14 protein-coding genes are annotated in these 13867 nt (G+C 69.3%); all 14 read right to left on the minus strand.

Annotated features, from left to right (window positions below):
- Positions 1–40 precede the first annotated feature (40 nt).
- Positions 41–463 (minus strand): iron-sulfur cluster assembly scaffold protein, encoded by a 423-nt coding sequence (locus tag U5817_RS15270; RefSeq protein ID WP_169207445.1) that lies wholly within the window; start codon positions 461–463, stop codon positions 41–43.
- Positions 460–1536 (minus strand): molybdopterin-binding protein, encoded by a 1077-nt coding sequence (locus U5817_RS15275; protein ID WP_407277909.1) that lies wholly within the window; start codon positions 1534–1536, stop codon positions 460–462. The genes U5817_RS15270 and U5817_RS15275 overlap by 4 nt, the downstream gene beginning before the upstream one ends.
- Positions 1533–3350, minus strand: a complete 1818-nt coding sequence (gene meaB / locus U5817_RS15280) for a methylmalonyl Co-A mutase-associated GTPase MeaB (protein ID WP_407277910.1) — start codon at positions 3348–3350, stop codon at positions 1533–1535. The genes U5817_RS15275 and meaB overlap by 4 nt, the downstream gene beginning before the upstream one ends.
- Positions 3351–3461: 111 nt before the next feature.
- Entirely contained in the window at positions 3462–3854 is a 393-nt protein-coding gene (locus tag U5817_RS15285) for a hypothetical protein (RefSeq protein ID WP_407277911.1), read from the minus strand.
- Positions 3855–3863: 9 nt separating this feature from the next.
- A complete protein-coding gene (locus U5817_RS15290) occupies positions 3864–4256 on the minus strand; it encodes a RidA family protein (protein ID WP_018992080.1) in 393 nt (130 codons plus the stop codon).
- A gap of 66 nt (positions 4257–4322) precedes the next feature.
- Positions 4323–6293 (minus strand): FAD-dependent oxidoreductase, encoded by a 1971-nt coding sequence (locus U5817_RS15295; protein WP_407277912.1) that lies wholly within the window; start codon positions 6291–6293, stop codon positions 4323–4325.
- 71 nt (positions 6294–6364) lie between these two features.
- Complete coding sequence (locus U5817_RS15300) at positions 6365–6604, minus strand: hypothetical protein (RefSeq protein WP_407277913.1); 240 nt, start codon at positions 6602–6604, stop codon at positions 6365–6367.
- Positions 6605–6817: 213 nt separating this feature from the next.
- Positions 6818–7828 carry a helix-turn-helix domain-containing protein gene (locus U5817_RS15305; RefSeq protein ID WP_407277914.1) on the minus strand — a complete coding sequence of 337 codons (1011 nt, stop codon included), beginning with the start codon at positions 7826–7828 and terminating at the stop codon, positions 6818–6820.
- Between the two features lie 236 nt (positions 7829–8064).
- Complete coding sequence (padI, locus tag U5817_RS15310) at positions 8065–9459, minus strand: NADH-dependent phenylglyoxylate dehydrogenase subunit beta (RefSeq protein WP_407277915.1); 1395 nt, start codon at positions 9457–9459, stop codon at positions 8065–8067.
- Positions 9460–9463: 4 nt separating this feature from the next.
- Positions 9464–10750, minus strand: a complete 1287-nt coding sequence (padH, locus tag U5817_RS15315) for an NADH-dependent phenylglyoxylate dehydrogenase subunit epsilon (RefSeq protein WP_407277916.1) — start codon at positions 10748–10750, stop codon at positions 9464–9466.
- The gene (gene padG / locus U5817_RS15320; protein ID WP_407277917.1) at positions 10751–12013 is read right to left on the minus strand and encodes an NADH-dependent phenylglyoxylate dehydrogenase subunit alpha; all 1263 of its coding nucleotides are present in this window, start codon (positions 12011–12013) and stop codon (positions 10751–10753) included.
- A gap of 185 nt (positions 12014–12198) precedes the next feature.
- The gene (padF, locus tag U5817_RS15325) at positions 12199–12489 is read right to left on the minus strand and encodes an NADH-dependent phenylglyoxylate dehydrogenase subunit delta (RefSeq protein ID WP_407277918.1); all 291 of its coding nucleotides are present in this window, start codon (positions 12487–12489) and stop codon (positions 12199–12201) included.
- A complete protein-coding gene (padE, locus tag U5817_RS15330) occupies positions 12486–13058 on the minus strand; it encodes an NADH-dependent phenylglyoxylate dehydrogenase subunit gamma (RefSeq protein ID WP_407277919.1) in 573 nt (190 codons plus the stop codon). The genes padF and padE overlap by 4 nt, the downstream gene beginning before the upstream one ends.
- Before the next feature lie 10 nt (positions 13059–13068).
- Complete coding sequence (locus U5817_RS15335) at positions 13069–13857, minus strand: cyclase family protein (protein WP_407277920.1); 789 nt, start codon at positions 13855–13857, stop codon at positions 13069–13071.
- Positions 13858–13867: the final 10 nt, after the last annotated feature.

A 13867-nucleotide genomic window follows, 5' to 3' on the forward strand; every position in this document is an offset into this window, starting at 1 on the left:
GAAAGGAATGTGCAGGACATCCCGCAACAGAAGGGGCGTGTCAGCCCGCAGCGAGGGCGATCGTCAGGGCTTCGAAGGCGATCATCACGCAGCCGTGCCGGCTGCGGTACCCCTGCACCGGCGCGAACAGCGCGATCTCGTCGGCGCCCTCGGGCATTCCGGACACCTCGCCCGCGGTGAGCATCGCCGCCATGCGCGCGCGCAGCCGTTCGACCTCGGCCGGCGTGCTGCCGACCGCATGCAGGCCGATCAGCGATGCCGACGCGCGGCACAGCAGGCATCCCTTGACCTCGTGCGCGAGCGCCGTGATGCGGCCGTCGACGAGTTCGACGTCCATCCGCACGCGGTCGCCGCACATCGGGCTGTCGCGCAGCGCCGAACCCGTCGGTGCAGCGAGCCGGCCGGCGCCGTGGGCGGCGTCGGCGAGCTCGCGGATGCCTTTGTTGTAGAGGGCTTCGATCATCGGACTGTAGACGTCCCGCTTCGGTTCACGACGTGGGCGGCAGCTCGTGCGGGGCCGCGGGCCCCGTCATTGTCGGGCTTCGCGTCGTCGCCCTCCTCGGGCGCGCTGCGGATCAGCCCGCCGACGCCCATGCGCATGATGTCTTCGCGTGTCGGGGGGATGCCCGCCATCAGCCGAGGCAGGACGAGGTCGAGGCCGTTGCTCTTTCGCGAGCGGCCGCAGCCGGGCAGGATCACGACGGGCACGGCGCCGATGCGACCGAGCACGAGCATGTTGCCGGGCTCGACGGGCATGCCGAAGTGCTCGATCGTGCCACCGACCGCCGTGACCGCGGCGGGGGCGATGTCGTTGCGGTCCTTGGCGACAGTGGCGCCGCACACCATCACGAGCTCGCAGCCGGCCGCGAGCGCCTGGTGCAGCATGGATTCGAGGGCGTCGCGCCGGTGGGGCCCGCGCAGCGCGAGCGTGAGCCGCCCGCCGAGCGCCTCGACCCGCTCGCGCGTGACCTTCACCGTGGCCGCGAAGATCGAGTCCTTCATACCGGGCAGTTCGGTCTGGATCAGCGCGGCGCGGCAAGGCTTGAGTTCGGTCACGGTGATCGGTGGCGTGCCGGCGGCGATTTCGCGGCAGGCGTTGAGCAGGCGTCGCGGCACGGCGAAGGGGATGATCTTCACGGTGGCGACGACCTGACTCGGACGCACGACCGCATGTCGCGGCAGGGTGCCGATCGCGATGGCCTCGTCGAGCAGGTTCATGCGGTCGATGCGTTCGGCGTCGATGCGCAGCACGCCGGATGCAGACGCGTGCAGGTTGCAGCGGCCGGCGCGCGGCGCGCGCGTCTCCGTGTTGGGGCCGACGAGCAAGGCAGCGAGTTCCTCCGCTGCGGCGTCCTCGGCGACGTCGTCCGGGTCGAGCCGTGCGCCGGTGACGGTCGAGAAACCCTCGTCGTCGAGCAGATCGAGATCGAGCGCGGACAGCACGCGGCCCTTCTTCAGCGTCCGCCCGCCGAGCTTCAGTGTGTGGGCGAGCATCACGCCTTGGGCGGCGGCGAGGGGAAATTCGTCGAAGATCATTTCTGGTGCCTCGTCTGGATGACCTCGGCGAGGATCGCGACCGCGATCTCGGCCGGCGCGCGGCCGCCGAGGTCGAGGCCGACCGGCGCGCGGATGCGCGGGATCGCCTCGCCAAGTCCCGCCTCCGTGAGCCGCGCGACGCGCTTCGCGTGCGTGCGCGTGCTGCCGAGCGAGCCGATGTAGAACGCGGGGCTCGCGAGCGCGATCGTCAGCGCGGGATCGTCGAGCTTGGGGTCGTGCGTGAGCGTGATGACGGCGGTCTGGGCGTCGGGCTGCAGGCGTTCGAGCGCCTCGTCGGGCCACTCCGTCGACACTTCGACGTTCGGCAGCCGTTCGGGCGTCGCGAACGCGCGGCGCGGGTCGACGACCACGACGTCGAAGCCGGCGATGGCCGCCATCGGCGCGAGCGCCTGGGTGATGTGCACCGCGCCGACGATGATCATGCGCGGGGCGCCGACGTGGCAGCGTGCGAAGAGCGGCTCCTCGTTCGCGTGCTTGCCCGCGGCGAGCGCACCGCTGCGATTGGCCGCGACGCGGGCGCGCGTTTCGGCGAGTTGGGTGTCATCGAGCGCGAGCTCGCCTGCGACGGCGTCGTCGAAGACCAGCGCATGCGCGCCGTCGGCGAGCCGGGTGACGAGCGCGACCGGCCGCTTCGCACGCCGCGCCGTCAGCAGCGGCCCAAACAGCTCGTCATCGACGCGCTCGACGAGCACCTGCACACGCCCGCCGCACGCCAGCCCGACTTCCCACGCCTGCTCGTCGCTGACGCCGAATTCCAGCAGTCGGGCCTTGCCGTCGGCGATCGAATCCTGCGCCTCGCCGATGACCGCACCCTCGATGCAGCCGCCGGAGACCGAGCCGACGAAGGCGCCGCCCTCCTCCACCGCGAGGTGGCTGCCCTCGGGGCGCGGCGACGAGCCCCAGGTGCGCACGACGGTCGCGAGAGCGACGCCGCGGCTCTCCGCCCGCCAGCGCTCGACCTGCGCGAAGATCTGGTCGTCCGTCGCCGGCGCCGACGGTGCCGACGGCGCCGGCGCAGCGCTGCTGGTTTTGAGGCGCCGACCGATGCCCGCCACCTGCGCATGGGAAGCGAGGCGGTCCGCCAGCGCGGCCACGCCCTCGCCGCTCGACGCCACCGTGGTCAGCACGGGGACCTCCCAGCCTTCGCCGCGTGCACCGCCGCGCGCTTCGAGGTCGCGCACCGTGGCCGCGGCGACCGGCGAATCGCCCTTGTTCACGACGAGGATGTCGGCGATTTCGAGCACGCCGGCCTTGATCGCCTGCACCTCGTCGCCGAGTCCCGGCGCGCACACGACGACGCGGGTGTCGGCGAGCCGGGCGATCTCGACTTCCGACTGGCCGACGCCGACGGTCTCGACGACGACGACGTCGAAGCCGGCCGCGTCGAAGAGGTCCACCGCGTGCGCCGTCTTCCGCGACAGGCCGCCGAGCTGGCCGCGCGACGACAGCGAGCGGATGAAGACGCGCTCGTCGCTGCCGTGAGTGCCCATGCGCACGCGGTCGCCGAGCAGCGCGCCGCCGCTCACCGGGCTGGAGGGATCGACGGCGACGACCGCGACGCGCCTGTCCCGCGCGAGCAGCTCGCCGAGCAAGGCGCTGATCAGGGTCGACTTGCCGGCGCCGGGCGCCCCAGTGATGCCGACGACGTGCGCGCGCCCGACCCTGCCGGCGAGCGACGCAAGCAAGGCGTCGGCACCGGGGAGATCGTTCTCGATCGCGGTCAATGCGCGCGCGAGCGCCGGGCGGGAGCCGGCGGCGATCGCATCGAAGTCCGGGCTGGGCGGCGGGGGCATGGGCAGGTCTCGATCAGTGGGAGGTCGGCATTCGCTTGCACTGGCGCATGGGCGGGGGAAGTCTCCTTGCGGCGGATCGATGGTTTGCGTCGGACACGCCCGCATCCCCGCTCAATGGCGTGGAAAGACGAGTCCGAAGTCCTCGACGAAGTCCGCGAGGCCGGCGGCCTCCAGCCCGTCGAGGGACCTCAGCATGTAGGGATGGAGCCGGCCGCGACGCACGAGCTGGGGTACCTCCGCGAGGCCCTGCTCCAACACCGCAGCCAAGGCATCGCCATCGGCGACGAGCAGCATCGCGACGTCGGCATCGAAATCTCCGCGGAAGTCGCGCAGCGCGACGCTGGCGCCGCACGCGGTGCCCCGCCAGACGAGGACCCGGCCGCTGCGCGCGGAGAAATCGTCCTTCGTCAGCACACCGACGGACGCCTCGGCCGCGGCGAGCCCCTCGCGATCCAGCATCGCCTTCCACGCCGTGCAGTCGAGCACCTCAACGGCCGTTTCCATCGCGTGCTCCTAGGCCGGCAACATCGCTGTCACTTCGATCTCGATCTTCGCGCCGTGCTCGACGAAGCCGGCGACCTGCAAGGCCGTCATCGCCGGGAAGTGCTTGCCGATCAGCTCACGATAGACCGCGCCGATTTCAGCCAGCCGCGCGTTGTACTCCGCCGCATCGCCGAGATACCAGTTCATGCGCACGATGTTCGACGGCTGCGCGTCGGCCTGCGCGAGGATCGCGACGATGTTGGTGAGCGCCTGGCGGACCTGGCCGACGAGGTCGTCGGTCTGGAACTTCTCGTTCTCGTCCCAGCCGACCTGGCCCGCGACGAACACCATGCGGCCGCTCGTGACGACACCGTTCGAATAGCCTTTCGGGCGAACCCAGCCGGGCGGTTGCAGGAATTGCATGTCTCGTTCTCCTCGGTGTTGGGGGTGATGCGACCGCCATCCGGCGGCCGCTTGTTCATCGAGTGCTCAGATCCGCACGCCCAGCCGATACCCCTCGTGGATCGATGCGTCGAGTCCGCGCGGTATCACCGCGTCGCCGGCGCCGTGCAGCTCGTCCACCATCCACTGGAACTCGTGGAAGAGGTCGTGGTTCGCCTTGCGCGGCCCGGACACGAGCACCGTGTCGGCCTCGACGAAGGTCTCCTCGCCTTTCGCGTTGCGGATCATCGCGCCCTCGCCGGTGACGCCGACGAGCATCGACGACGTCAGCGTGCGGATCTCGAGCTCCTCGATCCACGCCGAGTGGCGCCACTTGAAGGACGGCATGACGTCGCCGGCGATGCGCTTGTCCTCCTCGACGATAACCACCTCGTGGCCCTGCTTGCACAGCGACTCGGCGAGCGTGAGGCCGATCTTGCCGGCGCCGACCATGACGATGCGCTTGCCCGGCTTCGCCTTGCCGGTCGCGACGTCGAGCGCATCGACCAGCTTTTCGTGGCCCGGGAGGTGACGGTACGCGTTCATGTCGGTGCGCGAGCCGGCGGCGACGATGCACACGTCGAACTGATGCAGGATGCTGCGCATGAACTTCGCATTGGCCTCGGTGTTGAAGCGCACGTCGATCTCCATCTTGCGCGCCATCGTCTCGTAGTACTTGATCACCGAGATCAGGTCGTCGGGGCGCGCGAGATCGTTCGACGCGTAGCCGACGAGGCTGCCGCCGATGCGATCGCCCTTCTCGAACACGGTCACGTCGTGGCCGCGGCGCTTCGCGGTGATCGCGGCCTCCATGCCGGCGGGACCGGCGCCGATGATCATGATCTTCTTCTTCACCGCCGCGGGCGTGACGTGGTACTCCGGCTCGACCTCGTGGCCCAGCGTGGGGTTCATCGCGCAGGTGTAGGGCAGATCGCGGAAGAGCCGCGACAGGCAGTTCAGCGAGCCGATGCAGCGGCGCACCTCGTCGAGCCGGTCCTCGGCCGCCTTGTGCAGCAGCTCGGGGTCGGCGAGCATCGGGCGGCACACTTCCCAGTAGTCAAAGACGCCGTCGGCGATGCACTGGTTCGCCATGACCGGGTCGGGCAGGCGGTTGCCGAAGGTGATCAGCGTGTTCGGGAAGAGCTTCTTCGCCTTCGCCGAGAGGTAGTTCCAGTGGCCGGGCGCGACGTCGCGGCCGATCGACGACTCGGGCGCCTCCTGCCAGCCGACCGTCACCGAGATCATGTCGACGCCGCAGTCGACCGCCTGCTGCATCAGCTCGAAGCACTCGTCCTCGCTGTTGCCACCCCAGCGGTCCATCAGCTCCGCGCCGTTCAGGCGCACGACGAGCGGATGCTCGGGGGTGGCCTGCTTGATCGAGTCGATCAGCTCGCGCATGAAGCGGCCGCGGTTCTCGATGGAGCCGCCGTATTCGTCGGTGCGCTGGTTGGTGAAGCGCGAGTTGAAGTTCGCGAGCAGGTAGCCCATGAAGCTCGTGACTTCGGTGCCGTCGAAGCCGGCGCGGATCGCGCGCTTGGCGGCGTCGGCGTGCTGCATGATGATGGCGCGGATCTGCTCCTTCGTCAGCTCGCGCGGCGGGCGGAAGTGCGGCAGCGTCTGCGGCACGACGGACGGCTGGATGCAGTAGCCGAGGTCGATGCCGCCGTAGCGGCCAGCGTGCAGGATCTGCTGGATCGCGACCGCGCCGTTGTCATGGATGTACTGCGCGATGGTCTCGAACTGCGGCAAGAACTTGTCGTCGAAGATCGCGACCTGACGGAAGTAGGCCTTGCCCTCGCCGAGCGGATCGGGATAGGCGCCCTGGTTGGTGATGATGCCGGCGCCGGTGCCGGCGATGACGCGCGTCCGGGCGAGCTCGCGCGGGGTGATGTAGCCGTCGCGGGTGTTGTAGTTGGACACGCAGCAGGCGCCGTACTTGACCATGTTTTTGGTCTCGTACTTGCCGATCTTGCCGGGCTTGAACAGGTGGGGCAGCTTGAGCTCGCCGGGTCGCTTCATCGTCGTCTCCTCGTCAATTTGGTGTAGCTGGAAGGTCGTTCTGATCGTTGTTCAATCGTCGGTCGGCCGTTTCAGGCGGGGACCGCGCTGCGCGGCGCCTGCACCGGCGGCAGCGTCGCGATGAAGTCGCGCAGGCTCTCGCCCCGCATCTCGCGGATGTACCCGAGCACGTCGCCGAGCGACGACGCGCACACGCAGGAACAGGCGGCGGGAAAGACGAAGCCGCTGCGCTCCGAGGTTTCTCCCGTCATGGAGGCCTCCTCTTCCTGGAGCTCCTGAACCAATGCCATCACATTTCCCAGTGCTGTCATGTTGTTCTCCTCGAACGAATCGGCCCGGATCGCCGGAGCCGTTGTACGTGGAGTCAATGTAGCGGGACGTTCCCGGCGAATCCCCCCCCACCCGGTATGGGTCGGACGAGGCGGATTCGGTAGATGCGAAAAGCATCGGATTCACGCGCACGAGCGCACTCCTCCCGCATGCGCGGGCAAGTCTTATTGCATGTTCAGGCGGTCAGGATCGGATCAGGCCAGCGCCCTCTCCCGCGTGCGCGACGGCGACTCTCCGAACCTCGCCTTGTAGGCGTTGGCGAAATGACCGAGGTGGTGGAAGCCCCAGCGCGTCGCGATACAGGTCACGGTCTTGTCGGCGGACGCCGGATCGCGCAGCTCGTCATGCACGCGCTGCATGCGCACCGATTTCAGGTAGGCCATCGGCGTAGTGTTGCGGAACTCGCGAAAACCGGCGAACAGCGCGCTCGTGCTGACGTTCGCGTGCGCGGCGAGATCGCCGACGGTCAGGTCCTGGTCGGCGTGCGCGTCGATGTATTCCTCGACGCGACGCACATGGCGCGGCGCGATCGACTGCGACGGGCTCAGGAGTTCGTCGCGATAGTTGTTCGGCTGGATCATCAGCAGCGTGGTGACGAGCAGGTGCTCGATCTGCGCCGCGGCGAGCGAGGAGGCGAGCATCGGCGACTGATGCTCCAGTTCCGACACGAGGTAGGACACCAGGGCCTGCCAGCTCACGCCGCCCTGGCTCGACATCGTCAGGCCGAGCCCGAATTCGAGCGGCTTGCGCAGCGGGTGGCCGAGATGCTGCGCGCAGACGTTTTCCAGCATCTGACGGTCGATCTTGACCATGAGCTGGTCGCACTCGTCATAGATGGTCTCGGTCAGCGGCAACGTCGGCGTGACGACCGATGCGAGGTCCGGCGTGGAGTGGATCTTCTGCCCCCCGCAGCACACGTCGGCGTGACCCGACATCGGCATCATCACGAGCAGGAAATCGTTCAGGCATCCCGCGTCGATCGCGACGGTCGCCCCGTAACCGAGGCGGTTTACCGACACGCCGCGTATGGGCGCGTGCTGCATGCGGGTGTTTACGCGGCTGTCGCAGCCGGCGAACTTCAGGTCATGCGGGCAGAACACGCCCGCCACGCGGTTCCGGGCCTCGTCGAGATCCTGCGTGTGGAAAAGCGTGAAGCGGGAGAGTGCATCGCGCCCTCCCAGCGACGTCATCAGCGCCTGGGTCATGGTTCTCCTCCGGTGTGGGTTCCGTGCCTTTTTGTCGGTGCAAGGCATCGGAACGAGTGCGGACGCGTGCGGTCTGCGCCGTCATCGCATCCTGGTCAGCGTCTGTCGTCGAACCTCCTGTTCCTTCGGGTGATTGGGCCGCGCCCACTGGACGCAGGTGCATGCGAGGTCGTCGGGACACTGTATACAGTATCCCTATATGACCTTGTGCATAGTAGGCCCAAGCAGGTCGGCCGTTACTGATCCAGGTCAACTGCCATCGAGTCTGATGGATGGCAAACTATCCGCTTCCCCTCACGCGGTCGCATCCCGGCCAGTTCGCGAAGCACCTGTGCCTGCTCCGCGACGTGCTGCTCGATGTGCGCGATCTGCGCGGCGTCGAGGTGGCGGAACTTGCCGAGCAGCTCGAGGTAATCCGTGACCGGCAGCGGATCGTCGATGTCGCGCGAGAGCGTCAGCCCCTGCTCGCGGCGGTACTCCCACAGCACCGCGAAGTTCGTCTCGACGGCCGTGCGCGCGACCTCGATGTTGCTCGCCGACGGGAAGCGCCAGCCCGACGTGCAGGGCGAATACAGATGCAGGTAGGCGAAGCCGCGTTCGGACGCTTCGAGCGCCGCCTCCAGCTTCGCGTAGAAGTCTTCCATGAACGCGGTCGAGGCCGTCGCGACGTATTCGCAGCCGTGCCACATCATCAGCAGCGGCAGGTTCTTGGCGTCCTGCGCCTTGCCGCGGGCACTGTCGCCGATGGGCGTCGTCGCGGTCCACGCGCCGTAGGTGGTGCTGCCCGAGCGCTGCGCGCCGGTGTTCATGTAGCCCTCGTTGTCGACGCAGACGAAGAGGATCTGCTCGCCGCGCTCGGCCGCGCCCGACAGGGACTGGAAACCGACGTCGCCCGCGCCGCCGTCGCCCGCCAGCGCGAGCGCGGTGACGTTGCGGCCCTTGCGCTTGTGCTGGCGGCGGATGCCGGTGAGCATCGACGCGGTGTTCGTGAGCAGCGGATGGAACACCGGCACCTTGCAGCCGAGCATGCCGTTGTAGCCGACCGAGCCCATGCCCGGGATGCAGCCCGGCGGGGTCGCGAGCACGGTGTTCGGGCCGACGCGCCGCAGCGTGTGGCGCATGATGAGTTCGGTGTTGCAGCCCTGGCAGCCGCCCAGGCCCGGCACGAACAGGTCTTCGAGTTCGCCCCAGCGGTTGTAGAGCTTCGCCGCGGTCACGTAGCGCAGTGCGCCGCGCGTGCAGGCGGCGACGCATTGCGGGGCGCCGGCGTGCTGGTCGCTGCACTGGTCGCATTTGACGACGTGGCCCTCGTCGGCGCTGAACGCGATGCCGCCGAAGGTGCAGCCGGCGGTGCAGATCAGGCAGTTCACGCAGCGTTCGGCGTCCCACGCGACGATGCCGTCGTCGCCCTTCGCGAGCGCGGCGGCCGGGCATACGGATGCGCAGCGCGGGTCGCCACACTGGCGGCACTGCGCGACGCCCCAGTGGCCCGCCTCGTCGTCGCGCACGATGCGGATGCGGGACTGAGCCGTGTTTCCGTTGGTCGATTTCGCGCTCGCGCAGGCGCTCATGCAGTCGCCGCAGCCGTCGCAGCGCGCGGGGTCGAAGGAGATGGTCGGGGTTGCGCTCATCGGCTCATCTCCACAGTCCGGACATCAACGCCCGCGCGGCGTCTTGCGGGTTTTCGAGCAGCGCATCGCATCGCGTGCCGATCTCGACGCGGCGCAGGATCAGCTCCCACATGATCCCCGGGTCGAACAGCACATCGACGCCGAAGATGCCTTGGAGACGGCCATCGCGCAGCACGAGCTTGAGGTAGGCGTCGCCCCCCTCCCCACCGCGCACGAGCACTTCCCAATCCGGCCCGGCTGCCGCGGGCGCGTCGCGCCCCACCGACAGCGCACGATGACCGAAAAAGCCGTAGGTGTTCAGCGACACGCCCCCGGGATAGGGACGCAACGCGGGATCGCCCGCCATGCTCATGCCGGCGGTGCGGCCCTGTTCGACGGCGTCCGGCAGGATGCCGCCCGCGGGGGTGCCGTCGCCGAAGAAGCTGGGGGTTTGCACGACGTCGCCCGCCGCCCAGACATTGGCTGCGGCGGTGCGCATGAACTCGTCGACGACGATGCCGCGCTCGACCGCAACGCCCGAGCCCGCGAGATACGAGACTTCCGGCCGCACTCCTGCGGCGACAAGCAGCAGCTCGGCTTCGCGCGCCTCGCCCCCGTCGAGCAGCACCGAGCAGCCCTCGCCGCGCCGCGCGACCTGTTTGACACGACGGCCGGTCAGCACCTCGACGCCCTTGTCGCGGAACACCGCTTCGATACGCGCCGCGGCCGTCGCGTCGAAGTAGCCGGGCAGCACTTGGCCGCGCATCTCGACGATCGTCACGCGGGCGCCTGCGCGCACGAGGTTCTCGGCCGCGTGCATGCCGACCAGCCCCGCGCCGAGGACGGCCGCCCGGCCCGCCGAACGGCCCGCCACGCTTGCAACCTCATTTGCAGCATCCCGCAGCGCGAGCGCGTCGGCTAGCGTGCGCAGCACGTGATAGCGCACGTCCGACAGGCCCTCGATCGGCGGGAGCGCGGGCGCGGCGCCGGTCGCGAGCAGCAGCTTGCCGTAGCCGATCTCGCGACCGTCGGCGAGGCGCAGCCGACCATTCGCAGTATCGAGCGCGGCGGCTGCCGCCTGCTGCCGGTAGTCGACGCGCTGCGCGTCGAACCAACTGCGCTCGCGCAGCGCGATGCGATCCTCGGCGCACTTGCCGGACACCACGTAGGGCAGCACCGTCGGCGACACCGGCAGGCGCGCCTCGCGGTCAAGCACTGCGATGCTGCCGTCCGCATCGTGCGCGCGGATCGCCCGCAGCGCCTCGAGGCCGGCGTGACTCGCGCCGAGCACGACATAGTCGAACTGTTCCATTCATCGATCCTCGGCGTTGAGCCACACGGGCTCGCGCGGACAGGGGGCGTCCAGGAGCTTCGCGGTTTCGGCGATCGCGCGCTCGAAATGCGTCTGGGTCAGGTCGGCCCCGGCGAGGCCGCCGATCAGCGACAGGCAGGGAACGCGGTGGCGACAGTGCTGCAGCGCCGCCAGCGTCTCCTGATGCACGGGGCCGCTGTTCCAGCCGTAGGACACGGCGCGGTCCACGACGCCGACCGCGCGCACCTTGTCGAGCGCCGCGACCATCGCGTCGAGCGGGAACGGCCGCAGCGTCTTGATGCGGATGAGGCCGACGCGCTCGCCGCGGTCGCGCGCGGCATCGACCGCATCCTTCGCGGCGCCCGCCATGCTGCCGATCGTCACGAGGGCGTGATCGGCGCCGTCGAGCCGGTATTCCTCGACCAGCGGCGCGTAGCGGCGACCGAAGCGGCGCGCCCATTCCTCATGCACCTCGACGATCACGCGCAGCGCGTTCTGCATGCCTTCGCAATGCCCGCGCCGGTAACCGACGAAGAGCGCCGGCCCCGGCCCCGTCGCCCCGCCGGTAAGGGGATCGACGCCCATCGGCCGGTCGGGGTCGAGCGCCGCGTGCCAATTGACGTCCGGCGTGCCGAGGAAGTCGTCGACCTCGGCCTGATCGGGCAGCTCGATGCGGACGATGCCGTTCGACAGGTAGTTGCCGTCGTGATTGACGTTGACCGGCAGCATCACCGAGCGGTCCTCGGCGATGCGATAGGCCATGACGATGGTGTCGAGCACCTCCTGCACCGTCTCGCAGAAGAGCTGCACCCAGCCGACCTCGCGCACCGTCATCGCATCCTGCTGGCCGCCCCACACGCACTGCGGCGTGATGCCGTCGCGGTTGACGATGGACATGACGATCGGCAGGCGCAGGTTGGGCGTGCGGAAGTACGGCTCAAACATGAAGGCGAGACCCTGGCCGCAGCTCGCGGTGTAGGTGCGCGCACCGGCCAGCGCCGCGCCGTGCAGCACCGACAACACGCTGTGCTCGCCTTCCGCCTCGACGAGCTCGGCATCGAGCACGCCGTCGGCGACGAACTGCGCGACGTATTCGGCGAGCGAGGACTGCGGCGTGATCGGGTACACCGCGACCATGTCCGGCCGCGACAGCACGACGCCCCAGGCCGCTGCCTCGTTGCCGTCGCAGACGAGGATTTTCGGTTCCTTCTTGGCAACCGCCGTATCCGCCGTCGGAACCGTCTTTTCCATGACCTCGCTCATGTCATTCCCTCAGTTGGTCCTCTCTTGAATCTTCGAAATCGTGCCGTTTGGCCCTCGCGCGCAAATGCCGCACGAATGTAGGGCGGGAGTAGCGAAGCGAATCCCGCCATACAGCGGTCGAACTCCTCTCCACCCGTGGCTGGCGGGATGCGCTTCGCTTCTCCCGCCCTACGTCAACACTCGACTCATTCCTCTTCCGCGACCATCGCAATCGCCCCGTGCGGGCATTCGCGCGCGCAGATGCCGCAGCCCTTGCAGGTGGCGAGGATCATGTCGAACCAGCCGGCGCGCTCGACGACGCACTGCACTGGGCAGTACAGCCAGCACACCGCGCATTTCACGCACTTGCGGCGGTCGACGACCGGGCGCAGCGAACGCCAGTCGCCCGGCAGCATGCGGCTGTACTCGGTCGCGATCGGGCACAGGGTCTTCGGGATCGCGCTCGCGTCGAAAAGCGGCACCGCCTGCTTCTTCATGCCGCCTCCCGCCGGGAGATGGATTGGACGACGGTGCGCTCGTAACCCAGCGCCAGCGCCCGCCGGTTCTGCACCAGGCCGCCGTCGCGGAAGCTCGTCTGCTCCAGCGCGCGTTCGAGCGCCTCGAGCGACACGAGGCCGGTCGCGCGGGCGAACGCGCCGAGCATCACGGTATTGGTGATCGGCCGTCCGAAGACCTCGCGCGCGATGCCCACCGCATCGCACGCGGCGACCATCCCGACCGATGCCGGCACCGCGATGTCCTGCGGCGCGAGGCGGCTCGCCTGCACCAGCGTGCCCCCGGCGCGCAAGCCGGCGAAGATGTCGACGACGCGCGGCAGCGACGAGTCGATGCACACGACGCAGTCCGGCGCGTAGATGTTCGTCATCGCCCGCATCGGCGTCTCCGACGCGCGCAGGTAGGCCGCGACCGGCGCGCCCCTGCGCTCGAAACCGAACTGCGGCACCGCGACGACGTGCTTGCCCTCGGCGACCAGCGCTTTCGCGAGAATTCCGGCGGCGAGCACCGTCCCCTGGCCGCCGCGTCCGTGCAATCGCACCTCGAACATGCGACCTCCGTCAGGCCGGTACGAGCGCGAGCACGCGCAGCGGGCTGCCGGAGCCGCCGACGAGCTTGAGCGGCGAGGCGACGACGACGGCCCCGGTCGGCGGCAGGCGGTCGAGGTTCGCGAGGCTCGCGAGCCCGAACTTGCCGTTGCCCTGCATGATGTGATGCGTCCAGAACGGCGGATCGAAGCTGTGCGCCTGGCCCGCGTCGGTGCCCACCGTCTCGACGCCGACGCCCAGCACGTCGCGCTCCAATGCGAGCAACTCGGTCGCGCCGCGGTCGAAGCCCGGCGAATGCGGCCCGTCCTCGCGGCAATTCAGGAATTCGGCGACGCCGACGCGCTTCGACCAGTCGCTGCGCAGCAGCACCCATGACTTCGGCGGGATGCGCCCGTGCTTCGCCTCCCACGCGAGCACCGTGTCGCGCGTCAGCAGGTAGTCCGGGTTCGCGGCCGCCTCGCGGCTGATGTCGATGACGCAGGCGGGGCCGACGAAGCGCTCGGCGGGGATCGTGTCCAGCGTGTTGTCGGCGCGGTCCTTGCCGCTGACCCAGTGCACCGGCGCGTCGAAATGCGTGCCGGTGTGCTCGCCCATGCGGATCGTGCGCCAGTACCACGCGGGGCCCTTGTCGTCGTACTGCGAAATCGTCTCGAAGCTCACGCCGGGCGAGTTCGCGAACGGCGGGGGCAGTCCCAGCACCGGCGTATCGGGGCCGAGCGGCTGCGTCAGGTCGACGACCCTGATCGCGCCGCGGGCGAGCTCCGCGGCGAGCTGCGTCAGTACGTTGCCATTGGCGGTCATGCTTCTCTCC

Source organism: Aromatoleum evansii (genome assembly GCF_045689615.1).
Lineage (GTDB): Bacteria > Pseudomonadota > Gammaproteobacteria > Burkholderiales > Rhodocyclaceae > Aromatoleum > Aromatoleum evansii.

Bases quoted from the DNA above. Each gene is read 5' to 3' on its own strand.
- U5817_RS15305 (WP_407277914.1), bottom strand. From the start codon at position 7,828: ATGACCCAGGCGCTGATGACGTCGCTGGGAGGGCGCGATGCACTCTCC.
- padF (WP_407277918.1), bottom strand. From the start codon at position 12,489: ATGAAGAAGCAGGCGGTGCCGCTTTTCGACGCGAGCGCGATCCCGAAG.
- padE (WP_407277919.1), bottom strand. From the start codon at position 13,058: ATGTTCGAGGTGCGATTGCACGGACGCGGCGGCCAGGGGACGGTGCTC.
- U5817_RS15295 (WP_407277912.1), bottom strand. From the start codon at position 6,293: ATGAAGCGACCCGGCGAGCTCAAGCTGCCCCACCTGTTCAAGCCCGGC.
- U5817_RS15300 (WP_407277913.1), bottom strand. From the start codon at position 6,604: ATGACAGCACTGGGAAATGTGATGGCATTGGTTCAGGAGCTCCAGGAA.
- padI (WP_407277915.1), bottom strand. From the start codon at position 9,459: ATGAGCGCAACCCCGACCATCTCCTTCGACCCCGCGCGCTGCGACGGC.
- U5817_RS15285 (WP_407277911.1), bottom strand. From the start codon at position 3,854: ATGGAAACGGCCGTTGAGGTGCTCGACTGCACGGCGTGGAAGGCGATG.
- U5817_RS15290 (WP_018992080.1), bottom strand. From the start codon at position 4,256: ATGCAATTCCTGCAACCGCCCGGCTGGGTTCGCCCGAAAGGCTATTCG.
- U5817_RS15275 (WP_407277909.1), bottom strand. From the start codon at position 1,536: ATGATCTTCGACGAATTTCCCCTCGCCGCCGCCCAAGGCGTGATGCTC.
- U5817_RS15270 (WP_169207445.1), bottom strand. From the start codon at position 463: ATGATCGAAGCCCTCTACAACAAAGGCATCCGCGAGCTCGCCGACGCC.
- padG (WP_407277917.1), bottom strand. From the start codon at position 12,013: ATGAGCGAGGTCATGGAAAAGACGGTTCCGACGGCGGATACGGCGGTT.
- padH (WP_407277916.1), bottom strand. From the start codon at position 10,750: ATGGAACAGTTCGACTATGTCGTGCTCGGCGCGAGTCACGCCGGCCTC.
- U5817_RS15335 (WP_407277920.1), bottom strand. From the start codon at position 13,857: ATGACCGCCAATGGCAACGTACTGACGCAGCTCGCCGCGGAGCTCGCC.
- meaB (WP_407277910.1), bottom strand. From the start codon at position 3,350: ATGCCCCCGCCGCCCAGCCCGGACTTCGATGCGATCGCCGCCGGCTCC.